Below are 23,486 nucleotides of genomic sequence, written 5' to 3' on the forward strand. Positions count from 1 at the left end.
GCTACTCCGCGCCCATGGCGCACGCGGACGACACGGCACGCACTCCCTACGGCCCTGGTGAGCCCTGGCCGTCACGCGTGGACTCCTTCCTCACGGTCGACGAGTCCGAAGTGGACACCTGGGTGCCCACCGCCGCGGTGCTGCACTCCAACGGCGACGGGCTGGACCTCGCCGTCTCCGGCGGCCGGATCGCCGGCGTGCGCGGCCGGGCCGGGGACCGGGTCAACCACGGACGGCTGGACCCGAAGGACCGCTACGGCTGGCAGGCCAACAACGCACCGGACCGGCTCACCCGGCCACTGGTACGCCGTGACGGGCGGCTGGTCGAGTCCGACTGGGACACCGCGATGGACCTCATCGCCGAACGCACGAAACACCTGCTCGCCGAACGCGGGCCCGGCTCGGTCGGCTTCTACACCAGCGGCCAGCTGTTCCTGGAGGAGTACTACACGCTCGCGGCGATCGCCCGCGGCGCCATCGGCACCCCGCATCTGGACGGCAACACCCGGCTGTGCACCGCCACCGCGGCCGCGGCGCTGAAGGAGAGTTTCGGCTCTGACGGCCAGCCTGGCTCCTACGGCGACATCGACCACGCCGACACGATCGTCCTCTATGGACACAACGTCGCGGAGACCCAGGCGGTGCTCTGGGAACGCATGCTCGACCGGCTGGCCGGGCCGAACCCGCCCGCGCTGATCTGCGTCGACCCCCGCACGACCCGGGTCGCCGAGCACGCCACCGTGCACCTCGCGCCGTTCCCCGGCACGAACCTCGCGCTGATGAACGGCCTCCTGCACGAGCTGATCGAGCAGGGGTGGGCCGGCCACGACTACGTCGCCGAGCACACCGTCGGGTACGCGGACCTCGCCGCCCAGGTCGAGTCGTACACGCCCGAACGGGTCGCGCGCATCTGCCGCCTGCCCGCCGAGCGGATCCGGGAGGCCGCCGAGATCATCGGACGGGCCGAGCGGCTCACCTCGACGGTGCTGCAGGGCTTCTACCAGTCCAATCAGGCGACCGCGTCCGCCGTGCAGGTCAACAACATCCACCTGCTGCGCGGCATGCTCGGGCGGCCCGGGCGCGGGGTGTTCCAGATGAACGGCCAGCCGACCGCGCAGAACACCCGCGAGTGCGGCGCCGATGGAGACCTGCCCGGCTTCCGCAACTGGGCCAACGACGCGCACGTCGAGGAACTGGCTCGGCTGTGGAACGTCGACGCGTCGCATATCCCGCACGACGGCCCGCCGACCCACGCCATGGAGATCTTCGCGCTCGCCGGGAAAGGCGAGCTGGGGATGCTGTGGGTGTCGGCCACGAACCCCGCCGTGTCGATGCCGGACCTGGCGAGGATCCGGTCGATCCTCGGCAAGGACGAGCTCTTCCTAGTGGTGCAGGACATCTTCCCTACCGAGACGACCGCGTTCGCCGACGTGGTGCTGCCCGCCGCGGCCTGGGGCGAGAAGACCGGCGCGTTCACCAACGCCGACCGGACCGTGCACTACTCGGGCAAAGCGGTCGACCCACCCGGCCAGGCACGGCCGGACCTCGACATCTTCCTCGACTTCGCCCGCCGGATGGACTTCCGCGACAACGACGGCAAGGCCTTCCCGCACTGGCACGACACCGAATCCGCGTTCCACGCCTGGCAGGACTGCTCGGCGGGACGCCCCTGCGACTACACCGGCCTGAGCCACGCCAAGCTGCGCGGCGAGGGCATCCAATGGCCGCTGGGCACCGAACGGCTCTACGGCGACGGGCGGTTCCCTGCCGCCCCGTCCTACTGCGAAGACTTCGGACACGACCTGATCAGCGGCGATCCCGTCGACGCCGAGGCCTACGCGAAGTACAACCCGGACGGCAAGGCGATGCTCAAGGCGGCCGGTTACCTGCCACCGCCGGAACAGCCGAGCGAGGACTACCCGTTCGCGCTGATCACCGGGCGGACGCTGCACCACTTCCACACCCGGACCAAGACCGGCCGCGTCGAGCCGCTCACCAGCGCCGCGCCCGACGTGTGGGTCGAGCTCTCCCACTCCGACGCCCGGGCGCACGGCATCACCGAGGGCGACCCGGTCGAGCTCCGCTCGCCACGCGGGCTCGTGCGCGCCACCGCGAAGATCAGCGCGATCCGGGACGGCGTGCTGTTCCTGCCGTTCCACTACGGCTACTGGGACAGCGACCGCCACGACGACCGGGCGGCCAACGAGCTGACGCTGACCACCTGGGACCCGGTGTCGAAGCAGCCACTGTTCAAGACCGCCGCGGTGTCACTCGCCCGTGGCCGCCCCGGACCCCACGATCAGGGAGTTTGATCCACCCGGCGCGCGGCTATCCCAGCGCATGGACCAGAGCAAAGCTCCCGTGCTCGACGCGCTGCGCGACTACCGCGACCGAGGCTATGTGCCGTTCAACGCGCCGGGGCACAAACAGGGCCGCGGCGTGGACCAGCGGGTGCTGAACGTCCTCGGCGCCGACGTGTTCTCCTCCGACGTGATCGCGCTCAACGGCCTCGACGACCGGCTCATGCGCGGCGGCGTGCTCGCCGAGGCGCAGGCGCTGATGGCCGACGCGGTCGGCGCCGAGCACACGTTCTTCTCCACCTGCGGCAGCTCGCTGTCGGTGAAGAGCGCCATGCTGGCCGTCGCCGGGCCGCACGAAAAGCTGCTCGTCCCCCGGCACGCGCACAAGTCGGTGATCTCGGGCCTCATCGTCAGCGGTGTCCGCCCGGTGTGGGTGCGGCCGCGCTGGGACGCGGAGCTGCACCTGACGCACCCGCCAGGTCCCGAGGAGTACATCGAGGCGTTCGAAAGCGACTCGGACATCAAGGGCGCGCTGCTGGTGACGCCCACCGACTACGGCACCTGCGGCGACATCCGCGCGGTCGCGCGCGCCTGCCACGAACGAGGCATCCCGCTCATCGTCGACGAGGCGTGGGGCGCGCACCTGCCGTTCCACGACGACCTGCCACCGTGGGCCATGGACGCCGAGGCCGACGTCTGCGTCACCAGCGTCCACAAGATGGGGGCGGCGGTCGAGCAGAGCTCGGTGTTCCACCTCCAAGGTGACCGCGTCGACCCGGATGTGCTCAAGGCCAGGGAAGACCTGCTCGGCACCACCAGCCCGTCCTCGCTGGTGTACGCCGCGCTCGACGGCTGGCGTCGCCAGATGGCCGAGCACGGCAAGGAACTGCTCGGCTCGGCACTGCGCCTCGTCAGCGACGTCCGCCAGCGTGTCGGCGAGATCGACGGACTGCGTGTCATGCACGACGAATTCCTGCGGCTGGCCGATTCGGTCGATCCGTTCAAGGTCGTGGTCGACCTGGCCGAGCTCGGCATCAGCGGCTACCAGGCGGCGGACTGGCTGCGCTCGGAACAGCGGGTCACCGTCGGGCTGTCCGACCACCGCCGCATCGTCGCCCAGTTCAACCACTCCGACGACGACTCGACGGCCGACACCCTGCTCTCGGCACTCACCGCGCTCACCCGCACCCGGTTCCCCGCGCCGCCACAGGTCGATGTCCCGGCGCCGTCGGACCTCGAACTGCGCACGGCGATGCTGCCGCGTGACGCGTTCTTCGGCCCGGCCGAGCAGGTCCCGATCGACCAGGCGCCCGGCCGGATCGCCGCCGAGATGATCACGCCCTACCCGCCGGGCGCGCCCGGGATCCTGCCCGGCGAGGTGATCACCCAGCCGGTGCTGGACTACCTGCGCAGCGGACTTGGGGCCGGGATGGAACTGCCCGACCCCGCCGACTCCGAACTCAAGTCGATCCGCGTCGTCGCCAAATAGGAGCGTCGTGAGTGTTGCGGCCGGTTAGAGCGAACCGGTATTCGACGACCTGCCCGTGACGTGGCCTTGGCTGGCGTGCACGGGCGGGGCTTGTCACGTGCCCAGGGTGGACGAGCTCGAGCGAGTGGAAGAATTTCTGCATCTAACGGAGCAAACCTTCCACTCGCGCCGAGACTCGCGTGGTAGGTAGCCAGGTACCGGTCCGCTAGAACCGGCCGGAACACTCACGACCTACTCCATCGCTTTCTTGATCTTGCCGACCACGCCGGTTTCGGTGCCCAGCTCCGGCTTGGCCGGTTTGCCGAGACTGCCGTCGTAGGTCGCGTAGAGCAGCGGGTCCGGCGGCGGCGGGACGCCGGGGCCGCCGAGGGGAGCCGGGTCGGCCAGGAACGCCATCTCGTGCACGCCGTCGGGCGCCTGGCCGCCGGCCCAGCGGCCCTCGGCCGACTTCGTGCCGTCGGAGAGGTTCCACAGCTGGCTGGCGTGCTCGGTGTACTCCTCGTCGAACAACGCGTCCGGGGCGACCGTGCCCTCCAGGCCATCGGCCTTGAGCTCCTCGATGGCGGCCAGCCACAGGTTCTGGTGGTAGGTGTCGCGGGCCAGGTTGAACCTCAGCATGTCCCGCACGCCCGGATCGTCGGTCATGTTGTACAGCCGCGCGGTCTGGACGCGGCCCTGCGCTTCGGCGGCGACGTTGGCGCGGAAGTCGGCGAGCAGGTTGCCGCTGGCGACGATGTAGCGGCCGTTCCACGGCATCCCGTTGGCGTCGGCGAGCACCGGGCCACCACCCGCGACGATCGCCTGCTGCGGGTCCATCCCGCCGAGGACGGCGGCCATCACCGGGTCCGCGCTCGCCGCGCGGGTCGACTCGGTGGCTGGCGCGCCTTCGAGCAGGCGCGCGACCATGGTGGCGATCATCTCGACGTGCCCGATCTCCTCGGTCGCCACATCCATGATCATGTCCTTGTACTTGCCGGGCATCCGGCAGTTCCAGCCCTGGAACAGGTACTGCATGGTCACCGTCATCTCACCGAAGGCGCCCCCGATCAGCTCCTGCAGCTTGCGGGCGTAGACGGGGTCCGGCTTTTCCGGCTTCGCCTGGAATTGCAAATGATCTGTGTGACGGAACATCGGTTTCTCCTCGAGACGTTCGAGCGTGAAGGCGCCGAGTGCCCTGGCAAACGGCGGGCAAACCGGAAGCCGGGATTTTGGAGAAGGGTGGAAAACCCGGGCCGCGGAGCCGCAAGCGCCGTCCACGTTTGCCGTCACCCGCGGGTGGGTATTTCCAGCCAGGTCCGAGAGGAGCGGCTTCGATGACAGACACGGCCGCACGGCCGGTCCCGATCCAGCGGCGCCCGGTGCACCGGCGCGGGCGAGGCCGGGTGCTGCTCGACCCTCCTGCGCACCACCGATCCGAAGACGATCGGCGTGCTGTACCTGACCACCTCGTTCGGCTACTTCCTCATCGGCGGCCTGACCGCGCTGCTCATGCGCGGCGAACTCGCCAGGCCGGGGCTGCAGTTCCTCTCCCCCGAGCAGTACAACCAGCTGTTCACCATGCACGGCACGATCATGCTGCTGCTGTACGCGACGCCGAACCTGTTCGGGTTCGCCAACTTCGTCGTGCCGCTGCAGATCGGCTCACCCGACGTGGCCTTCCCCCGGCTGAACGCGCTGTCCTACTGGCTCTACTTCTTCGGCGCCGCCATCGTGCTCAGCGGCTACCTCACCCCGGGCGGGCCGCCGGACTTCGGGTGGACCGCGTACACGCCGCTGTCGTCGCCCATGCACTCGCCTGGCGTCGGCGGCGACCTGTGGATCAGCGGGCTGATCGTCTCCGGGCTGGGCACCATCCTCGGCGCGGTCAACATGATCACCACGATCCTGTGCCTGCGCTGCCCCGGGATGACCATGTGGCGGATGCCGATCTTCACCTGGAACATCCTGTTCACCGGGGTGCTGATCCTGCTGGCCTTCCCGGTGCTGACCGCGGCGCTGTTCGGGCTGCTGGCCGACCGGCATCTCGGCGCGCACGTGTTCGATCCCGGCAACGGCGGCGCGATCCTGTGGCAGCACCTGTTCTGGTTCTTCGGCCATCCCGAGGTCTACATCGTCGCGTTGCCGTACTTCGGCATCGTGACCGAGATCGTGCCGGTGTTCAGCCGCAAACCGCTGTTCGGCTACCGGCTGATGGTGTGGGCCACGGTCGGCATCACCGCGCTGTCGATCGTGGTGTGGGCGCACCACATGTTCGCCACCGGCGCCGTGCTGCTGCCGTTCTTCTCGCTGTCGACCTTCCTGATCGCCGTGCCGACCGGGATCAAGTTCTTCAACTGGATCGGCACCATGTGGAAAGGGCAGCTCACCTTCGAATCACCGATGCTCTGGGCCGTCGGGTTCATGGTGACGTTCCTGCTGGGCGGGCTGACCGGGGTGCTGCTCGCCTCGCCGCCGCTGGACTTCCACGTGCACGACACCTACTTCGTGGTCGCGCACTTCCACTACGTCCTGTTCGGCACGATCGTGTTCGCCACCTTCGCCGGCATCTACTTCTGGTTCCCGAAGATCACCGGCCGGATGCTCGACGAGCGGCTCGCCAAATGGCATTTCTGGACCACGTTCGTCGGCTTCCACACCACGTTCCTCATCCAGCACTGGCTCGGTGACGCGGGCATGCCGCGCCGCTACGCCGACTACCTGTCCACCGACGGGTTCACGGTCATGCACGCGATCTCGACCATCGGGGCGTTCCTGCTCGGGTTGTCCGTGCTGCCGTTCATCTGGAACGTGTTCAAGAGCTACCGCTTCGGCGAGGTCGTCGAGGTCGACGATCCCTGGGGCTTCGGCAACTCGCTGGAATGGGCGACGACCTGCCCGCCGCCGCGGCACAACTTCCTCGAACTGCCCAGGATCCGGTCGGAACGGCCCGCGTTCGAGCTGCACTATCCGCACATGGTCGAGCGGATGAGGCGGGAGGGCCACCGCGGCACGGCGTCCGCACCCGGGGTTTGACGGCCGGGCGGCCGAGGTATCCGGCCGGTGATCATCCGACCGAAAGGCCCATCATGACGGCGCTGCTCGCTGCCCTGCCTCCCAAACCGCCGTCGGACGGCCCGATCGAGGCCGAACTCCGCGCGCTCGCCGCCGCGGACGAGCTCGATCTTCCCCTGCCTGGCGGAGGCGGCACGGCGAAGCGCTGGGCGGCACTGGCCGGGCTCGGCAGGCGGGATCTCGCGCTCGCCAGACTCGCCGAGGGACACACCGACGCGCTCGCGATCCTCGCCGAAGCGGGCCACGCACCCGCCGACGGCGCGCTGTACGGGGTCTGGGCGGCGAAATCCGAGGGCACCGGCGCCACGCTCGACGACGGCGCGCTGTCCGGCACGGTGCGGTTCTGCTCCGGCGCGTCCTTTCTGGACCGCGCGCTGGTCGTCGCGGGTGACCGGCTGGCCGAGGTGGATCTCGCACACCCCGGCGTCCAGCGGCACCCCGGCACCTGGCAGGCGATCGGGATGGCCGACTCCGACAGCGGCGACGTCGTCTTCGACCGGGTGCCGGTCGACGCGCTGATCGGCGGCCCGGACTGGTACGTCACCCGGCCGGGGTTCTGGCGCGGCGGTGGCGGGGTCGCGGCCGTCTGGCTCGGCGGCGCCGCGGGGATCGCCGACGCGGTGCTGGCCTACCTGACCGAGCGTGGCCGCGCCGACGAGCACCAGCTCGCCCACCTCGGCGCACTCCACGCCTCGCTGCGCTCCGCCGAAGCCCTGCTGCTGGCAACCGCGGAGCTTTTCGACGGAGACGGCGACGCCGATGCCGTGCTGCCCGCGAACACGTGCCGCGCGGCCGTCGAGCGGACCGTGCGCGAAGTGCTCGATCGCGCGCCCAAGATCACCGGGCCGACCCTGATGTGCCGCGACCGGGTCTTCGCCCAGAAGCTCGCCGACCTGCTGGTCTACGTCCGCCAGCACCACGCGGAACGCGATCTCGCCTGGCTCGGGCGCCTGCTGCTGGAGCAGGACCGGTGACCGAGTACATCCCCGAGTCCCACTGGCGGCCCGCGCTGGCCGCGCGTGAGCTGCGGCCCTTTCCGGCGAGCGGGTTCACCAGCGCCCTAGTCGTGGCAGCCCATCCCGACGACGAAACGCTCGGCGCGGCCGGGCTGCTGCAGCGGCTGCACGCCGAAGGCACCGAGATCACCCTCGTCATCGCCACCGACGGCGAAGCCGCGTTCCCCGAGTCCACTTCGGACGAACGACGAGAACTGGGCAGGCTCCGCCGCACCGAACTCGCGGATTCCCTGACCGCGCAAGGACTTCACGAGGTCGAGCCGGTCTGGCTCGGCCTGCCCGACTCCGGGCTGAGCGCGCACGCCGGTGAGCTGACCGCCGCGCTGGCCGAGCTGGCGACGGGCCGCGAGCTGTGCCTCGCGCCGTGGCCGGGAGACCCGCATCCCGACCATCAGGCGGCCGGGCTGGCGACGCTGCGCGCGGCCCCGGTGACCTCGCACTGCTGGTCGTACCCGATCTGGCTGTGGCACTGGCTGGCCGACGACGACCCCGCCATCCCGTGGTCGCGTGCCTTCGCCTACCCGCTCGACCAGCATGAACAGGCAGGCAAAGCCGCGGCCGTCGCCGCGTTCGCCTCGCAGCTCAAACCCGGCCCGCGCGGCGAAGACCCGATACTGCCGCCGGAGGTCTTGGCCCACTTCGCCCGCGACACCGAGGTCTTCTTCCGCGAGCCACCCACGAAGTCGGCGCCGCACAGCCGGTTCGCCGAGCTCTACGGCGGCGCGCCCGACCCGTGGCAGGTCTCGACGCGCTGGTACGAACGCCGCAAACGCGCCGTCGCGCTCGCCGCGCTGCCGGACCAGCACTACGGCTTCGTGGTCGAGCCCGCCTGCGGCACCGGGGTCCTCACCCGCGAGCTCGCCGCGCGCTGCGACCGGCTGCTGGCCTTCGACCCGGTGCCCGCCGCCGTCGCGCAGGCCACCACATCGTCCACAGTGGATGTCCGGGTCGGCGCGCTGCCGTCCGATCTGCCGCCGTCGGGCGTGGATCTGCTGGTGTACAGCGAAATCCTGTACTACCTCGACGACGCCGAACTCACCGAGACGATCGAACGCTCGGTCGCCGCGCTGCGCCCGGGCGGGCAGCTGCTGGCCGTGCACTGGCTCCACTGGGCCGCCGAGGCCCCGCGCGACGGCCGCGACGCGCACCGGCGGCTGCTGGAGCGCCCGGAGTTCGACGTCCTCGTCGAGCACACCGACGAGCAGTTCCTCCTGCACGTGCTGAGGCGCCGGTGATCACCGCCGTCGGCGTCGTGGTGCCCGCACGCGACGAAGCCGGGCACAGCGCCGCCTGCCTGCGCTCGATCCGCCGGGCGCTGCTCGCGCTGCCACCTCATGTCGAGCGCGCCGTCTGCTTCGTCGCCGACCGCTGCACCGACGGCACCACCGCCATCGCGAACGCGAGCGGCGCGCATCTGGTGGTCAACGAGCACGAGCTCACCATCGGCGAGGTGCGTGACCTCGGCTGCCGGACCGTGCTCTCGCTGCTGGCCAGGCATCCGCCCGCGAACATCCTGCTGCTGGGCACCGACGCCGACACGACCGTCGCGCCCGGCTGGGCTCGCGCGCATCTGGCCGCCGCCGACGCGGGCTGCCATGCCGTCGCGGGCACCGCCGAGCTGTCCGCCCCGTTCACCACCGCGCGCGTCGCGCATCGCTACCAGGCCATTCTCGACAGCGCGCGGCGTCACGACGGGCACGGCAACGTCTACGGCGCCAACCTCGGCGTCCGCGCCGACGCCTACCTCGCCGTCGGCGGGTTCCGCGCGCTGAGCACCGGCGAGGACCACGACCTGTGGCGCAGGCTCGGCGAGGCAGGCCACCGGCTGCGCTACGACAGCGCCGCCCAGGTCGTCACCAGCTCCCGGCTCACCGGCCGCGCGCCGCACGGGCTCGCCGCGCTGCTCCGCCGCCTGGAAACCGGCTAGCCCTTCGGTCAGCTGAGCCGTTCCAGCACCTGCCGCGCGGGCAGCAGGATCGCGCCGAGCCCGAGTGTCGAGGTGAGGTCACCCGTCGGTGCCAGCAGATGCCGGTCGGCCTCGGCCAGCCGCTCACGGCAGCGGACGAGATCGGGGGCGTGATCGTCGCCGATGGCGCGGACGGCGTCGGCGAGCGCGTCAAGCAAAGCCGCCGCGGCGTCGCGTGCGGCCGGTCCAGGATAGGTGGCCGGGTCGTCGCGGCCCGCCGCCGCGCGGAACGCGTCGACCAGCTGCCGCAACGGCGGCCACACCCCGACGAGTGTCGCGAGTGGACGCTCCGACCGGTCGTTGCGGCGCCGCAGGTTCAGCCACCGGCCCTCGCGGATCCACCCCATCGCGTCTTCGGCGGCGCCGACCAGGCTCTGCGCGTCACCCGCCTGCTCGAGCCACTCGCCGGCGTCCTCGTCGGCGCACATCAGCCGTGACGTCGACTCGAGCAGCCGCGCGAACGCGCGCGAAAGCCGGTCGGTGGCCGCCGCCAGCCGTTCGCCGTACAGCGGCGGCAGGATCACCGCGTTCACCGCCGCGCCGACCCCGGCGCCCAGCGCGGTCTCGGCCAGCCGGTCCACCAGCAGCGACTCCTGCGTCGCGCTGCCGTAGGAGATCAGCAGCAGCCCGGTGAGCCCGACCCAGACGCCCGACTCGCCCAGGCCGCGCCACGAACCGATGACCAACCCGACGAACACCACGACCCCGAGCGCGACGGTCACCGACGGGATCGCCGTCGCGACGCCCGCCGCCAGCACCACACCGGCCGCGACCGAAGCGACCTGCTGCGCGAACCCGCGCACCGAGCGGTAGACCGTCGCCTCGACCAGGAACACCGCCGCGTACGGCGCCAGGAACGGCTGAGGAAGCTTAAGCACCGCCGTCGCCAGCACCCAGGCCACGACCGCGGCGAACGCGGCCTTCGCCGCCTGGACCAGGACGCGCCGCTCCTCGCCGGGAATCCGGCTGACGCGCCCGAACCAGGCCCCCAGCCGTCCCGCCGGGGTCAAGCGCGGGCGCTGGGCAGCTTCAGCGGGTCACGCGGCGCGTCGGCCTTGGCCTCGATCATCCGCGCCCCGAGCTCCTGCAGTGCCTTGCGGCCCATCGCCTTGCGCACCTCCGGGAACCACTCGTCCTCTTCCTCTTCGACGTGATGCCGCACGTTCTCGATCAGCACGGTCACCTTCGCGTCGAACCGCTCGTCCTCGGGGGACATCCCGGCGAGCTCGGACAGCATCCACACCACCACGTGATGCTCCTCGACGCTTTCGAGCACGTGATCCTTCGTGTCGGGCGCCGCTTCGCGCGCCGCCGGGTAGAAAATCTCCTCCTCGATGTGGGCGTGCACGGTCAGCTCTTCGATGATCGAGTCGGCTATCTCGCGTTTCTCGCCGGAATCCTCCGACTTCTCGAACCGCTTGAACAGCTTCTCCACCGTCTTGTGGTCTTCCTTCAACAGCACGATCGCGTCGGTCGACACCACGCCTCCAGGGTTTCTAGGACTGCACCGGATAGGGCTGCCCGGCCAGCAGCCGGGCCAGATGCGCCGCGTTGGCGGCGGCCGTCTTGGTCATCCCGTCGACCGCCTCGGGCGTCTCGCCGAGGTCGTTGTAGTCCTTGGGATCGGTGATCGTGGAGTTCCAGTAGGTGCAGCCGTTGGCGGGAATGGCGAAGCCGATGTCGTCGAGCGCCTGATAGCAGTCCGCGACGATCTTGTGCGCGCCGTCCTCGTTGCCGACCACGGCCACGAGCGCGACCTTGCCGGACATGGACTTGCGGCCGTCCTCATCGGTTTCGGACAGTTCGGCGTCGAGCCGCTCCAGCACCCGGTGCGCGATGCTCTACGGATGCCCGAGCCAGGTCGGCGTCGCCAGGATCAGGATGTCCGCCGCCAGCAGCTTCTGGCGCAGGCCCGGCCATTGGTCGCCGCCGCCCATGTCGGTCTCGACACCGGGCGAGATCTCGTAGTCGGCCGCGCGGACGCACTCGCCTTTGACGTCGAGCCCGGCGAGCGCGTCGAGCAGCTGGTTGGCCAGCAGCTCACTGCTCGACGGTGACGGCGACTTCTTCAGGCTGCAGGTCAGTGCCAGCGCGGTGGTCATGAGCGTTCCTCGAATTCCATCTGGCTGCGATTCCCGCTGGCCGGTCCGCTCAAACACGGTTAATCGGTCACCCAGGGGGTATCCGCAGCGGGACCACGACGAAAGGACCGACCATGCCGCTTACCCGATTGCTCATGCTGGTGATCGGAGTGGTCTACCTCGCGGCCGGCGTGCTGGGGTTCGTTCTGGCGCCCGAGCCGATGTCCGCGGTCGGCCACCAGCCGTCCAACGCCGTCTGGATCTTCACTGTCAGCGGTACCCAGAACCTGTTGCACACCCTCCTCGGCGCGCTCGCGCTGCTGTCGTCGTTCAAGGAGATCCACGCGCGCGCCTTCGCGTGGGTGGGCTTCTGCGTGCTGCTCGGTTTCACCGCGTACGGCGTCCTGGCCGCGAGCACGCAGCGTGAAGGCGACGCCGCGCTGAACATCAACTGGCCGGACAACGTGCTGCACCTGGCCTCCGCGCTCGTATGCCTCGCCGCCGCGACGGTGGCGAGCCGCCAGCGCGCCGATCAGACGTGATCGCGGGGCACACGGCGATGCCAGTTGCGTGAGTAGGCCCGGCGGTCGCCGTCGAAGCCGTCGAGCTGGGCGTCGATGACGAACTCGGCAGGCGTGCAGGTGACCCGCGTGCGGGTTTCGGTCCGGCAGCTCCACTCGCCGCGGGCGAAGGTCATGCTCCAGGAGGTCTCCGCGGCCGGTGAGGAGAAGTCGTCGGCGACCCAGCTGTAGCGCTCGACGACCCGGCGGGTGACCTCGAGGTCGATGTCGTCGAACCGGAGCACGCCCGCGTCCTTCACGATCTCCAGCGCCGACCGGTAGTCCACCAGGTCACGCGACACCGTCCAGCGCTGTTCTTCCGGCGTCAGCTGGGTGGTGGCCAGCGGTTCGGCGCCCTCGGGCTCGCCGAACGGGCGGGCGGACACCTCGTCGGCCTCGGCGACCGGGCGCACCGGCAGCGTCAGCGCCGACTGTCCGGTGTGGACGGTGAGCATCGCGGGCTCCGGCGGCGGCCAGGCGAGCGGCCAGTACGAGGTCGACAGCGACAGCCGGATCCGGTGCCCCGCCGGGAACGCCTGTGCGACGGCGTTGAGCTCCACCGCGACCTCGTAACGCTCGCCCGGCTCCACCGGCGCCGGGTCCTCGTGGCCGTCGCGGTGGGTGAGGTTGAGCAGGCCGTAGGTGACCCGGGTGGCGCGCCCGTCCGGCGCGACATCCGACAGCCGCGCCGCGACCATGGCGACCGGCTTGTCCGCCGACACGGTGAGCCGCACGATCGGCGAACCGAGGATCTCACAGCGCTCGGTGAGCACGTCGGTGTCGAACACGAGCGAGCCGCCGTCCTCCTCACGCTGGTCGTAGGGCAGGTCGGGCGGAGCGCTGTACGAGGCCCACTTCCCGGCGAACTGGCCCACCGACAGGGGCGACTCGACCGCCAGGTCCTCCTCGGCGACGGTCTCACCTGGCCGGGCGATCCGATGCCGCGCGAGCCGGTGTTCCGACGGCTTGACGTGCGGCGAAGGCCAGCTGGGTTCCCCGACCCAGCGGCCCGGACGGTCCTCGTAGGACGTCGACGGCGGCACGCTGTCCTGCATCCAGGTGCGCAGCATCGGGCCGTCCATGACGGCGTTCTCCTCGCCCTTGAGCCAGTGATCCCACCAGCGCACGACCTCCTGCAGATAGCCGATCGCCGGTCCCGGCTCGCCGAGATGCGGATACTTGTGCGACCACGGCCCGATCAGGCCCTTGCGCGGCACGTCCAGCCCGGCGAGCAGCCGCGTGACGGCGTTGGAGTAGCCGTCGGCCCAGCCGCTCGACGCCAATACCGGCACCTGGACGTCGCCGTAGTTCTCACACACCGAAGCGTGGCGCCAGTACTCGTCGCGCCGCTGATGGCTCAGCCAGTTCTCGGCCCACAGCGAGCAGTTCTCCAGCCGCTCCAGCCACAGTTCACGCCAGCGGTCGCCGACGAGCGCGGGGTCCGGCGGCAGCGTCGCGTAGGCGAACATGGTCGACGCCTCGGCCACGTTGTCCGAAAGCAGGCAGCCGCCCATGTAATGCATGTCGTCGGCGTACCGGTCGTCGGTGAACGACGAGATGACGATCGCGCGCAGGCTCGGCGGCTTGCGCGCGGCCACCTGCAGCGAGGTGAACGCGCCCCACGAGATGCCCATCATCCCGGTGTTGCCGTCACACCACGGCTGGGCGGCGATCCACTCCAGCACGTCCTCGGCGTCGAGCTGCTCCCGTTCGAGGTACTCGTCGGCGAGCACACCCTCGGACTCCCCGGTCCCGCGCATGTCGACGCGCACGCAGGCGTAGCCGTGCCCGGCCAGGTACGGGTGATGGATCGAGTCGCGCACGGCGGTGAGGTCCCTTTTCCGGTACGGGATGTACTCCAGCACCGCGGGCACCGGCTGGTCGTCGGAACTGACCGGGCGCCAGAGCCGGGCGGCCAGCCGGACACCGTCCGAGACCGGGATCCAGAGATGTTCCTCTTCGGTGATCTGGTGCGGAAGCGAGGTCACCGTGCGCATAAAGCGTTACTCCTCCTTGATCGCTCACGTTGGCGCACCGGTTACCCGCGACCGGCCCGCTTCAACCGGGGCGAGCGCCGCTTCGGCCCGTGCGGCAGAGTTGAGGAGGAGAATCTGCCCCGTGTTCGCAGGAGTGGCGCCATGATCCTGATCAACATCAAGTTCCCCATCCGGCCCGACAAGATCGACGAGTGGCTGGAACTGGCCACCGCCTACGCCAAGGACGTCAACGCCGAGGAAGGCTGCCTGTTCTTCCAGTTCTCCCGCAGCCTCACCGACGAGAACGAGTTCATCTGCATCGAAGGCTTCAAGGACGCCGAAGCAGGCGCCGCGCACGTCAAGCATCCGTACGTGAAGAAGTTCTTCGAGGCCGCGCCGGACCTGGTCTCGGCCCAGCCGCAGATCATCTACCTCGACGCGCCGCACGACGGCTTCGGCCCGATGGGCGAGATCCAGCCGCGCTGACCCTCCAGGGTCGTGAGTGCTGCGGCCGGTTCTAACCGGCCGCAGCACTCACGACCCCCGTGCCAAGATGGCCGGATGCCACCACGGACGCGCAGGTCGGAGGCGCTCACCCGGCAACGCATCGTCGACGCCGCCATCGAGTTGCTCGACACGACCGGCGACGCCGGGCTGACCTTCCGTACGCTGACCGAACGGCTCGCCACCGGGCCCGGAGCGATCTATTGGCATGTGGCGAACAAGGGTGAGCTGCTGGCCGCCGCGACCGAGGCCCTCGTCACCGCCGCGCTGCCCGCCGACCTGCCTGGCGGGATCCACGGCGTCGCGCTCGGGCTCTTTGACGCGATCAGCGCGCATCCATGGCTCGCGACGCAACTCGCCACCCAGCTCTCGCGCAGCCCGTCGAAGTCCGTGACACCGCTGATCTTCGAGGCCATCGGCAGGGAGGTCCGCGCGCTGGACGTGCCCGACGGCGACCAGTTCATCGCCGCGTCCGCGCTGCTGCACTACATTCTCGGCGCCGCCGGCCAGAACGCCGCCAACGCCCGCGTGGCCGGGAGCGGGACCGAACGGGCCGAGTTCCTCAACTCGGTGTCGAAGGCGTGGGAGCAACTCGACCCCGACGACTATCCGTTCACCAGGGCCGTCGCCGCCCAGATGCGCGAGCACGACGACCGCGAGCAGTTCCTCGCCGGGATCGATCTCATCCTCGCGGGCATCACCGCGCGCGAGCGATGAGGGTGGGGGCACCGCAGCGGCGCCCCCACCCTCAGGATTCACTCAGAGCCACCGTCCACAGTGGCGGCTCTGGTCACAGGCACGCACCCGCACCGTCTTGATGACCGTGCCGCCGGTCTTCTCGACCCTGCCGTTCAGCAGATGGTCGACATGGCCGTCGATCTCGACGTCGAGCTCGATACCCGCCTGCGTGCGCGTAGTCTCCCAGCTCACGTACGAACGGCCGTGGTTGCCGTTGTTCCAGGCCAAGGCCACCTCCGCGGCGGCGGAGCCGTCGGGCAGCGCCGGGTGGAGGTTGTAGCTCTTACTGGTCCCGCCGTGCGGCGGCTCCAGGGCCTGCGCGGCGGTGGCCGCGCCCAGCGTCAGCGCCACGGCGCCGGCCAGCCCGACGGCGAATCGGGTCTTGATCATCTTTCCTCATTTCCTCGTGGACAGAATTTCACTTCAGTGCGAACGCACGCAGGATTGTCTGCTCGACGCCATTGCCCTTGGTGTCGAAAGCCTTGGCACGCAAGGAAACGAAGCCGGGCTTGCCGGGGTGCGCGATGCTCACGCGCTGCCTGCCGTCCACCGCCACCGCCGTCCACGTGACGCCGTCGTCGTACGAGACCTCGACCGTCAGCCCGGCGAGCTCACCCGCGCCGCCGTAGCGCTGCACCGTGATCGGCACGGTCGTGGGGCGTCCCGGCGCTGCCCGGTTGTCCCGGTCGAGTCCCTGCGGGGCGAACCGGATCGCCTGCAGCGGCAACGCCTTCGGCTTGTCGCCCGGAACGTGCGCCGAGTCGAACGTCCACTTCACGGACACGCTGGTGGACAGTCCCGCGGCAGGCTGGGCCGCCTTCGCTTCGAGCTGGTAGTGGCCCTTGCCGGACTGCAGCGTCAGCTTGCCCCTGCCAAGCTCATCGGTGCTCCCGACCTTCTTGCCGTCCAGATAGAGCGTCGTTTCGCCGCTGGTCACGTCTCGCGTGCCGAACCGGTCGGGCGCGTCGGAGAACAGCGGGAGGTTCACGTCCACCGTGTCACCCGTGCGCTCCAGCTTGGCGTCCGGCGGTAGCGCCGGTCCCGCGACGGCGGCGTTCCACGTCTCCTCATACCGATGGCCCGCCTTGTGCGAAACCACCGCTCCTCGCTGCGAGCTGAAGGTCTCCCTGCCGCCGGAGAAGTAGACGACGCTCGGCCGCCAGTCCATGTTGGACTCGACGTTGTGGTACTCGAGCCGCGTCGCCTGGGACGGCGTGAACGGGAAGTCCGTGCCGAAGCCGAAGTTGATGCCCCGATGCGACGGGGACCATGCCTTGGTCCCGCTGAATCCCGACGGCCCCGAGCGATAGTCGGGACGCACCTCCGCCAGATCCGAATCACGCAGCCGCCGCGTGAACCCGTCGGGCAGCCTGCCTGCTTCGAACCAGCTCAGCGCGTAGATCACCGGGCTGCCGTCGAACCCGCCGCCCGCGTCCGGCACCGCCCAGGCGCCGGTGAGCTGGGCGACCATCTCGTCCTGGGACACCGAGGGGCCCATCTGCAGCGTGAAGGTCTGGCTCAGCGACGAGGCGGTCGTCCCGAACAAGACGCGCGCACGCGGCTGGATGAGCACGACCAGCGCGGAGCGCGCGACGGCCTCGCGCCGGTCGAGGTCGACCCTGACCGGCTTCGCCTGCCGGGCGTCGACCACGACCGTGGTGTCACCGTTCACCTCCAGCGCCGGCTGGGCCACGAGCGTCGCCGTGGCACCGGTCTCGATCACCGAGTTGAGCGACAGCCTGCCCTTGGGCACGCGGACGGTCGCCACCCCGTTCTCACTGAACGGCAGATTCACCTGGCCAGCCTGACCGGTGTAGCCGGCCGGGGGTTTGCCGTCACGGTCGAGGTACTTGACCGTGAGGTTGTAGCTCTCCGCCTCCTTGGTCACCGCGACCGGCGTCACGACCGAGACGCCCTTGCCGGTGGCGGTGACCCGGCCGCTGTACATGCCGTCAGGGCTGGTCATCGCCGTGCTGACGGTGACGTTGACCGTCGCGGTTCCGCCCGAGGGCACCTCGATCCGCTGCTTGTCCACGGTGAACATCCCGGCGGGCGCCGGCGTGTCGTCCTGGAACCTGCCGTCGACCGCGAGGTCCAGCGTCAACGAGGTCTTGCCGGGATTGTGGTAGGTCACCGGGGTGACCACCGGCTTGTCATCCCCATGCGGCCACTCGGGCTTGCCCGCCGAAACGCTGCTGGGCACCGTGTACGCCGTCTGACCGATGGCCGCGCCGACATCGACCCGGCCCGCGCCCTGTGCGTAGGCGTCCAGCGCCGGGTTCGGCCGCGCCGACGCCATCAGCGCCGCCTTGAGCTGCTGCCCGGTCCACTCGGGATGCTGCTGCGCGAGCAGCGCCGCCGCGCCCGCGACGTGCGGCGACGCCATCGAAGTGCCGTTGAGCGCGGTGTGCTGGCCGTCGACCGGCGTGCCACCGGAGGTGCCCGCCGCCCTGGCCGCGACGATCCCCACGCCGGGCGCGGTGATGTCCGGCTTGATCGCGCCGTCGGCACGCGGGCCGCGGCTGGAGAAGTCGGCGATCCGGTCGGCCTTGTCCACGGCCCCGACCGACAGCGCCGCGTCCGCGGTGCCCGGTGAGCCCAGCGTCCCGGCGGTGGGGCCCGCGTTGCCCGCGGCCACCACGAACAGCGTGCCGTGTTTCGCCGACAGCTCGCCGATCGCGACCTCCAGCGGGTCGAGCCCTGGCGAGTCCGGGTGCCCGAGGCTCATGTTCACCAGGCGCGCGCCCTGCTCGGCCGCCCACTCCATCCCGGCGATGATCGACGACTCCGGGCCGGACCCGTCATCACCGAGCACCTTGCCGCTGAGCAGCACACTGTCCGGTGCGACCCCCTTGTACACACTGCCAGCGCCGCCGATGGTGGCGGCGACGTGGGTGCCGTGCCCGACGCGGTCGACGGCGTCCGCGCTGTCGCTGAAGTTCCGTTCGGCCGCGACCCGGCCGCGCAGCTCGGGGTGGGTGCCGTCGACGCCGGTGTCGAGCACCGCGACCTTGACGTCCTTGCCGGTGAACCCGGCCTGCCAGGCCTTCGGCGCGCCGATCTGCGGCACACTTTCCTTGAGCGAGGCCGAAACCTTACCGTCCAGCCAGACCTGCTCGACGCCCGCGCTGAACGCGGCGACCCCACCGCCCTTGATCCGGCTCCACAGCTCGGTCAGCCGATTCTTGGCCTGCCGCAGCGCCTGCGCGCCCAAACCGGGAAGCTCGGTGGTCACCGTGGCGCCCGCCGACCGCGCGGCCGCACGTCCGCCGTCGGCGCCCCGCACGATCAGCGGCAGCGTGTCACGGGCGGTGTCGCCGTATCCCTGCGCGAGCAGGCCGGTGACATCGAAGAGCCTGCGGTCGAGCTTGCCGCTGCCGACCAGCGCCGTCGCGTCCCCGGGCACGACATACGTGTGGCCCTGGCTCCGCTCGAGGACGAACGTCATCTTCTCCCGGCCGGGGCCCCGCTCGATCCGCGGCGCCTGGTCGTCGCCGCGCAGGCTGACCCGGTCACCGCTGATCAGCGTGACGGTCTCGCCGACCGGGCCTTCGCGCCCGGCGGCGCTCGCCGTCGGCGCGGTCACCACGGGCGCGGCCGCGGCGACCGCGAGCACGGCGATACCCAACTTTCTCGCCATCAAGGCATGTACTCCTTAATTGGTGGGTGAGACTTTCAACCGGGGGTCTGGGGTGGGAGTCATCTCCCGCAGCGCCGGCGCGTCGACGAGCACGCAGGGTGGCGCCGCGCCTTCGGTCACGGCGATCGCGATCATCCCCGCCGCCGTGGCGGGATCCGGGCCGCCGACCGTCATGTTGCGCACGACCAGCGTCTGCCCCGTCTCCAGGTCGGACGGCCGCACCCGGAACGAGGCGGCCGAGCCGGTCACGTCGACGCGCAGGCGCGGCGGCGCGCTCGTGGTCTTCAGCCACGGTTCCCGGCAGGTCTTGCCGTCCGGGGTGTAGACGACCACGGCGGGCACGTCATGCGCGCGGAGCTGACCTTCCAGGCCGGCGGCGTCGTCGATCCGGTTGATCGTCACGGTGACGGAGCCGTCGACGGCGGGCTGGACCGCGTAGGCCGATGGGACGGTGCCGTCGTGCAGCAAGGGAAGCCCGAGCGCCAGCGTGACGCCTGCGGCGGCCACGCCCAGCGCGCGACCCCTGCGGCGCGAGGAGCGAGGCGCGGTCCCGCCGGGCACCGACGCTCGCTCGCCCACGATCTCCTTGAGTTCCGCCAGCAGCCGCCGTTCGAAGTCGGTCAGCGGGCGCCGCGCGGTCATGAGCGCACCTCCGAAGCGAGTCCCCGGGCGGCCACCGGCGGGGCTGGTGCGAGCAGCTCCCGCATCCGGCGGCGTGCCCGGTGCAGCCGGACCCGCGCGGTGACCGAGGAGATGCCCAGCGCGTGCGCGATATCGGAGACGGCGAGCCCGTCCAGCGCGGCCAGTTCGAGCACGGCGCGTTCGCCGTCGGAGAGGCATTCCATCGCCTCGTAGGCGCGGCGGACCTCGGTGGCGGCCTCGATCCGGTCTTCCATCCTGGCGATCTCGCAGCCGTCGAGCAGCCGCCGCCCGGCGATCCGGCGGTTCGCGGTCAGCGCCCTGGCGGCGCGGCGCCGTTCCGAGGAGACGACGTTGCGCGCAACGCCGTACAGCCAGCCCTGCGGCGAGCCTCGGCCCGGCTGATAGGTGTGCGCCGACTCGATGGCGGCCAGGAAGACATCGGCGGTGAGATCGGCCGCCAGGCCCGGGTCGGCGACCCGGCGGGCGACGAACCGGTGCACCGCGTCCAGATGCTCCCGGTAGAACGCCTCGAACACCTCCGGATCGGTGCCGATGCCGCGGATTCCCGCCGCCGATGTCGCTCTCATGCCCGCACTTGGTCGCACAGTGGACCAGCGTTACAGGAATTCACGGCCGATCATGAGATGCCACCAATCTCTGCAACTTTCCCAGCGGCTTTGAAAGCGCGGCTTTGAAAGCGCTATCACGAAATGCGCGAGGCGAGTGAGAGGGCCGACGCGGTGACCGTCGTCGTCGCCTCGGTGAGCGCGGTGCCCTCCGGCGAACTGGACAGGATCACTACGACGTACCGGTCGTCCTCGCCCACCAGGCCGGTGGTGTGCGCGTCCACGGCGCCGCGCCCGGCCGCCCAGCCCTGTTTCACCGCCACCGGCCGGTCCCCGAACGCCGCCGGGATGCCGAATCGCTGGTCGAAGCCGTCGGCCGCGGTCTTCGCCGAGTGCCGCAGCGGGCCGAGCAGCTGCTCGCGCTTGGCTTTCGGCAGCTTGAGGATGTAGGCGTAGACCGCCGCGATGTCGTCCGCTGTGGACAAGGTGTCGCCCCAGCGTCCCCGGTCGGCCGGTGGCGTGGTGTGCCGCAGGCCGATCAGCGCGACGGCCCTGGTCACGATGTCGGTGCCGCCGTTGCGCGACCACAATGCGCTGGCGATCCCGTCGTCGCTGGCCGAGAGCATCCGGTCGAGCTTCGCGACCTCGGATTTCGTGCCTTTCGTGACGACGGCGTCCAGGGCGATGAGCAGTTTCACCACCGAAGCCATCCGAAACTGCTCGTCACCCCGGGTGCGGACCACCTTGTCCCCCGACTCGCGGTCGAGCACCACGGTGGCCGTCCGCGTGGCCGGCGCCGCGTTGGACCGCAGCACCGAGTATCCCAGCACGCCCGCCCCGACGGTGACCACCGTGACCACGGCGATCCACCGGGGAAATCGCCGCCGGGGCCGGGAGCGATGGATCGGAATTGTGCGCTCGTCCAACATCTTTTGATTATTGGTAAACGATTATCGGCGCGCAATCGATCTTCTGTCATAGCTTTGTAACAAGAATGCTCTGAAAAAAGAGAATAGGTCGATCGGCTGACCCGGAAATGACCTTTCGGCCGATCCGGTCAGCGTTTCGCGGCCTCGCGGCGCCTGCGGTAGCGCTCGGTAAGCAGCAGCACGCAGACCAGCACAACCGCGCCAGCGGCAACCTGGACGATCACGCTGAGCCCCGCGAAGGAGCTCAGCACGTTGACGGTGGCGGCGATCGCGAGCGCGAGCCAGAGGACGATGGCGGCGACGCCGGTCCCCTTGCGGGCCGGGCGGTAGGTGTCGGTGTTCATGCCACGAAAGCTATCCGCGCAGGTGGGCGCCCCGCGATGGCCCGCTCCCCCGTAACCGTGGTGTCGCCAGCACCACCACGCTCGTGAGTGCTCCGGCCGGGCGCCGCAGGGTCCGCTGGACGTTGTGAACGGGGCGCTCACAACGCTGAGCGACGCAAACGCCCCGCTCATCACGTCCCCCTCCCCGGTGGCGGTGGCTCGGCCTTCGCGAAACCCGAGTTTTGGCCATTGGATGGCCCAAACTCGGGTTTCGCGTGCTCACCCTCGGTTGGCAACGCAAGCCAAGCGATCGCCCTCGCCCGCGGCCTGGCTACGGACGATCCGGAGGTCGTGAGTGTTCCGGCCGGTTAGAACCGGCCGGAACACTCACGAGCCCAATTACCGCTTAAGCGGGAACCGCGCCGTACGATCACCTCGTGACGTTGGGGCCTACGACGCAGGTCATGTATGCACTCGAGCAGCTTTGGACCGAGATCCGGCGCAGGCACGCCGACGTGCCCGAGGCGATTCTCGTGCTCGCGTCCGGGACCATGGGCCAGCCCACCGAGATCTTCGGCCACTTCGCCCGCGCGCGCTGGCACGTCGGCGACGGGATCGAGCCTCGCGCCGAGTTCTTCATCGGCGCCGAAGGACTGCGCAGGCCCGCGACCGACATCCTGGGCACCGCGTTGCACGAGGCCGCGCATGGTCTCGCGGCCACCCGCGACATCGTCGACGTCAGCGACGGGCGCTACCACAACCGAAAGTTCGCTGAACTGGCCGAAGAACTGGGCGTCACGGTGCGCAAAATGGACCGCCAAGGCTGGTCCGACACGGCCGTCCCCACGCACACGGCCGAGGCCTATGCCGAGCAGGTCGCGGTACTCGAGGCGGCGTTGACCGTCTGGCGCCACACCGAAACCGAAGCCGTCCAGCGCATCCTCGAAACCCCGGAACCCGGAGACGACAACACCGAACCCGGCGAGCCTCCGGCCCGCACGCGGATCGACCTCGGCGCTGTCGACGGCCGGGGCGCGCATCGGGGCGGTGGCAACTACATCGCCGTCGGCTGCGGGTGCGCGAAGCCGCGCCGGGGACGGTTTGCGCGGAGCGTCTTCGACCTCGGGCCGGTCACCTGCGGGGTGTGCGAGCAGCCGTTCACCGAAGCCGGATGACCTCGGCATAGGTCTGCTCGGGCGAGAGACCGTCGGTCGGCACGATCCGGCAGTCCGGCCGCGTCCCCAGGTAAGCGGTCAGATGGTCGTGGATCCGCTCCAACAGAATCGGGCCGCCACCACGCGTGACGATCTCGTCCATGTGGCGGTGCCTGGCCGCATGCTCGCCCGCTATCCGCCTGGCGAACCTGTCGAGCATCCGCGGCTTCTCGACCGTCAGCACGATCTCGCGGTACTCCGCGCCGCCGCGGGCCGCGGCCGCCTCGAAGCCCTCGATCTCCTCCAACCGGGTCGTGAGCTGGGGCATGACGACGTCGTGCCCGGTGCGCAGGTGGGTTTCCGCCATGGCGATCGCGAGCACCCGGCCCGCGCGCAAGGCCGTCCAGAAGTCGTCCTGCCAGCCGCCGATCAGGCTTACGATCTGATCCGTGTCCAGGTTGAGCACCCCGGCGTGTCGGTCGGTGTAGAGCTGGGCGATCGTGGACTTCCCGACGCCAGACGGCCCGTTCAAGTGGATCAAGCGCGGCATG

General features: G+C 70.4%; 22 protein-coding genes and 1 pseudogene. 10 read left to right on the top strand and 13 right to left on the bottom strand.

Translation table 11 applies throughout. The features are described from left to right. Positions 1-14: 14 nt before the first annotated feature. Entirely contained in the window at positions 15-2,312 is a 2,298-nt protein-coding gene (locus BLV57_RS05915) for a molybdopterin oxidoreductase family protein (RefSeq protein WP_091287490.1), read from the top strand. A gap of 28 nt (positions 2,313-2,340) precedes the next feature. Continuing rightward, on the top strand, positions 2,341-3,789 hold the full coding sequence (locus tag BLV57_RS05920; RefSeq protein ID WP_091287491.1) for an aminotransferase class I/II-fold pyridoxal phosphate-dependent enzyme: 1,449 nt from the start codon (positions 2,341-2,343) through the stop codon (positions 3,787-3,789). 231 nt (positions 3,790-4,020) lie between these two features. Here the strand turns inward: BLV57_RS05920 and BLV57_RS05925 are convergent, their stop codons facing one another. Next, positions 4,021-4,920 carry a manganese catalase gene (locus tag BLV57_RS05925; RefSeq protein ID WP_091287492.1) on the bottom strand — a complete coding sequence of 300 codons (900 nt, stop codon included), beginning with the start codon at positions 4,918-4,920 and terminating at the stop codon, positions 4,021-4,023. A gap of 182 nt (positions 4,921-5,102) precedes the next feature. Between BLV57_RS05925 and ctaD the strand changes: the two are divergent. From ctaD to BLV57_RS05945, 4 genes and pseudogenes are all read left to right on the top strand, one after another. Next, positions 5,103-6,801: pseudogene (ctaD, locus tag BLV57_RS05930) on the top strand (aa3-type cytochrome oxidase subunit I). Between the two features lie 53 nt (positions 6,802-6,854). Continuing rightward, entirely contained in the window at positions 6,855-7,814 is a 960-nt protein-coding gene (locus BLV57_RS05935; RefSeq protein ID WP_143046989.1) for an acyl-CoA dehydrogenase family protein, read from the top strand. After that, complete coding sequence (locus BLV57_RS05940) at positions 7,811-9,091, top strand: bifunctional PIG-L family deacetylase/class I SAM-dependent methyltransferase (protein ID WP_091287494.1); 1,281 nt, start codon at positions 7,811-7,813, stop codon at positions 9,089-9,091. The genes BLV57_RS05935 and BLV57_RS05940 overlap by 4 nt, the downstream gene beginning before the upstream one ends. Then, on the top strand, positions 9,088-9,783 hold the full coding sequence (locus tag BLV57_RS05945; RefSeq protein WP_091287495.1) for a glycosyltransferase family 2 protein: 696 nt from the start codon (positions 9,088-9,090) through the stop codon (positions 9,781-9,783). The genes BLV57_RS05940 and BLV57_RS05945 overlap by 4 nt, the downstream gene beginning before the upstream one ends. Before the next feature lie 8 nt (positions 9,784-9,791). On the opposite strand, the gene BLV57_RS05950 is transcribed toward BLV57_RS05945, so the two are convergent. From BLV57_RS05950 to BLV57_RS43860, 4 genes are read right to left on the bottom strand one after another with little or no spacing between them, the layout of a single operon-like run. After that, the gene (locus BLV57_RS05950; RefSeq protein WP_091287496.1) at positions 9,792-10,832 is read right to left on the bottom strand and encodes an FUSC family protein; all 1,041 of its coding nucleotides are present in this window, start codon (positions 10,830-10,832) and stop codon (positions 9,792-9,794) included. Then, positions 10,829-11,305 (bottom strand): hemerythrin domain-containing protein, encoded by a 477-nt coding sequence (locus BLV57_RS05955; protein WP_245757168.1) that lies wholly within the window; start codon positions 11,303-11,305, stop codon positions 10,829-10,831. The genes BLV57_RS05950 and BLV57_RS05955 overlap by 4 nt, the downstream gene beginning before the upstream one ends. A 13-nt stretch (positions 11,306-11,318) precedes the next feature. Further along, positions 11,319-11,648 carry a hypothetical protein gene (locus BLV57_RS43855; RefSeq protein WP_245757169.1) on the bottom strand — a complete coding sequence of 110 codons (330 nt, stop codon included), beginning with the start codon at positions 11,646-11,648 and terminating at the stop codon, positions 11,319-11,321. Between the two features lie 15 nt (positions 11,649-11,663). Beyond that, positions 11,664-11,924, bottom strand: a complete 261-nt coding sequence (locus BLV57_RS43860; RefSeq protein ID WP_245757170.1) for an NAD(P)H-dependent oxidoreductase — start codon at positions 11,922-11,924, stop codon at positions 11,664-11,666. A 113-nt stretch (positions 11,925-12,037) separates the two neighbouring features. Between BLV57_RS43860 and BLV57_RS05965 the strand changes: the two genes are divergently transcribed. Continuing rightward, positions 12,038-12,445 carry a DUF4383 domain-containing protein gene (locus BLV57_RS05965; protein ID WP_091287498.1) on the top strand — a complete coding sequence of 136 codons (408 nt, stop codon included), beginning with the start codon at positions 12,038-12,040 and terminating at the stop codon, positions 12,443-12,445. Here the strand turns inward: BLV57_RS05965 and BLV57_RS05970 are convergent. After that, the gene (locus tag BLV57_RS05970; protein WP_091287499.1) at positions 12,436-14,460 is read right to left on the bottom strand and encodes a CocE/NonD family hydrolase; all 2,025 of its coding nucleotides are present in this window, start codon (positions 14,458-14,460) and stop codon (positions 12,436-12,438) included. The two genes, BLV57_RS05965 and BLV57_RS05970, sit on opposite strands and share 10 nt — an antisense overlap. A gap of 141 nt (positions 14,461-14,601) precedes the next feature. On the opposite strand from BLV57_RS05970, the gene BLV57_RS05975 reads away from it, so the two are divergent. Beyond that, positions 14,602-14,925, top strand: coding sequence for a putative quinol monooxygenase (locus BLV57_RS05975; protein WP_091287500.1), 324 nt, complete (start codon positions 14,602-14,604; stop codon positions 14,923-14,925). Positions 14,926-15,000: 75 nt separating this feature from the next. Beyond that, positions 15,001-15,660, top strand: a complete 660-nt coding sequence (locus BLV57_RS05980; protein WP_091287501.1) for a TetR/AcrR family transcriptional regulator — start codon at positions 15,001-15,003, stop codon at positions 15,658-15,660. A gap of 42 nt (positions 15,661-15,702) precedes the next feature. Here the strand turns inward: BLV57_RS05980 and BLV57_RS05985 are convergent, their stop codons facing one another. The 6 genes from BLV57_RS05985 to BLV57_RS06010 all read right to left on the bottom strand — a co-directional run bounded on the left by BLV57_RS05985 (position 15,703) and on the right by BLV57_RS06010 (position 21,802). Beyond that, positions 15,703-16,071: a hypothetical protein gene (locus BLV57_RS05985; protein WP_091287502.1), complete on the bottom strand. Its 369-nt coding sequence runs from the start codon at positions 16,069-16,071 to the stop codon at positions 15,703-15,705. Positions 16,072-16,099: 28 nt separating this feature from the next. After that, the gene (locus BLV57_RS05990) at positions 16,100-19,321 is read right to left on the bottom strand and encodes a S8 family peptidase (protein WP_091287503.1); all 3,222 of its coding nucleotides are present in this window, start codon (positions 19,319-19,321) and stop codon (positions 16,100-16,102) included. A 15-nt stretch (positions 19,322-19,336) separates the two neighbouring features. After that, positions 19,337-19,963 carry a hypothetical protein gene (locus BLV57_RS05995; RefSeq protein WP_091287504.1) on the bottom strand — a complete coding sequence of 209 codons (627 nt, stop codon included), beginning with the start codon at positions 19,961-19,963 and terminating at the stop codon, positions 19,337-19,339. After that, the gene (locus tag BLV57_RS06000; protein ID WP_091287505.1) at positions 19,960-20,550 is read right to left on the bottom strand and encodes an RNA polymerase sigma factor; all 591 of its coding nucleotides are present in this window, start codon (positions 20,548-20,550) and stop codon (positions 19,960-19,962) included. The genes BLV57_RS05995 and BLV57_RS06000 overlap by 4 nt, the downstream gene beginning before the upstream one ends. Positions 20,551-20,666: 116 nt before the next feature. Further along, positions 20,667-21,458 (bottom strand): serine hydrolase, encoded by a 792-nt coding sequence (locus BLV57_RS06005; RefSeq protein ID WP_091287506.1) that lies wholly within the window; start codon positions 21,456-21,458, stop codon positions 20,667-20,669. A gap of 128 nt (positions 21,459-21,586) precedes the next feature. Beyond that, entirely contained in the window at positions 21,587-21,802 is a 216-nt protein-coding gene (locus tag BLV57_RS06010; RefSeq protein WP_091287507.1) for a hypothetical protein, read from the bottom strand. A gap of 416 nt (positions 21,803-22,218) precedes the next feature. On the opposite strand from BLV57_RS06010, the gene BLV57_RS06015 reads away from it, so the two are divergent. Further along, positions 22,219-22,956: a hypothetical protein gene (locus BLV57_RS06015; RefSeq protein WP_245757171.1), complete on the top strand. Its 738-nt coding sequence runs from the start codon at positions 22,219-22,221 to the stop codon at positions 22,954-22,956. On the opposite strand, the gene BLV57_RS06020 is transcribed toward BLV57_RS06015, so the two are convergent. After that, on the bottom strand, positions 22,940-23,485 hold the full coding sequence (locus tag BLV57_RS06020; protein ID WP_091287509.1) for an AAA family ATPase: 546 nt from the start codon (positions 23,483-23,485) through the stop codon (positions 22,940-22,942). The two genes, BLV57_RS06015 and BLV57_RS06020, sit on opposite strands and share 17 nt — an antisense overlap. Between the last annotated feature and the right edge of the window lies 1 nt (position 23,486).

It is taken from the genome of Amycolatopsis xylanica, assembly GCF_900107045.1.
In the GTDB taxonomy this organism is placed as follows: Bacteria; Actinomycetota; Actinomycetes; order Mycobacteriales; family Pseudonocardiaceae; genus Amycolatopsis; species Amycolatopsis xylanica.

Bases quoted from the DNA above. Each gene is read 5' to 3' on its own strand.
- BLV57_RS05915 (WP_091287490.1), top strand. From the start codon at position 15: ATGGCGCACGCGGACGACACGGCACGCACTCCCTACGGCCCTGGTGAG.
- BLV57_RS05920 (WP_091287491.1), top strand. From the start codon at position 2,341: ATGGACCAGAGCAAAGCTCCCGTGCTCGACGCGCTGCGCGACTACCGC.
- BLV57_RS05925 (WP_091287492.1), bottom strand. From the start codon at position 4,920: ATGTTCCGTCACACAGATCATTTGCAATTCCAGGCGAAGCCGGAAAAG.
- BLV57_RS05935 (WP_143046989.1), top strand. From the start codon at position 6,855: ATGACGGCGCTGCTCGCTGCCCTGCCTCCCAAACCGCCGTCGGACGGC.
- BLV57_RS43860 (WP_245757170.1), bottom strand. From the start codon at position 11,924: ATGACCACCGCGCTGGCACTGACCTGCAGCCTGAAGAAGTCGCCGTCA.
- BLV57_RS05965 (WP_091287498.1), top strand. From the start codon at position 12,038: ATGCCGCTTACCCGATTGCTCATGCTGGTGATCGGAGTGGTCTACCTC.
- BLV57_RS05970 (WP_091287499.1), bottom strand. From the start codon at position 14,460: ATGCGCACGGTGACCTCGCTTCCGCACCAGATCACCGAAGAGGAACAT.
- BLV57_RS05975 (WP_091287500.1), top strand. From the start codon at position 14,602: ATGATCCTGATCAACATCAAGTTCCCCATCCGGCCCGACAAGATCGAC.
- BLV57_RS05980 (WP_091287501.1), top strand. From the start codon at position 15,001: ATGCCACCACGGACGCGCAGGTCGGAGGCGCTCACCCGGCAACGCATC.
- BLV57_RS05985 (WP_091287502.1), bottom strand. From the start codon at position 16,071: ATGATCAAGACCCGATTCGCCGTCGGGCTGGCCGGCGCCGTGGCGCTG.
- BLV57_RS05990 (WP_091287503.1), bottom strand. From the start codon at position 19,321: ATGGCGAGAAAGTTGGGTATCGCCGTGCTCGCGGTCGCCGCGGCCGCG.
- BLV57_RS05995 (WP_091287504.1), bottom strand. From the start codon at position 19,963: ATGACCGCGCGGCGCCCGCTGACCGACTTCGAACGGCGGCTGCTGGCG.
- BLV57_RS06000 (WP_091287505.1), bottom strand. From the start codon at position 20,550: ATGAGAGCGACATCGGCGGCGGGAATCCGCGGCATCGGCACCGATCCG.
- BLV57_RS06005 (WP_091287506.1), bottom strand. From the start codon at position 21,458: ATGTTGGACGAGCGCACAATTCCGATCCATCGCTCCCGGCCCCGGCGG.
- BLV57_RS06010 (WP_091287507.1), bottom strand. From the start codon at position 21,802: ATGAACACCGACACCTACCGCCCGGCCCGCAAGGGGACCGGCGTCGCC.
- BLV57_RS06020 (WP_091287509.1), bottom strand. From the start codon at position 23,485: ATGCCGCGCTTGATCCACTTGAACGGGCCGTCTGGCGTCGGGAAGTCC.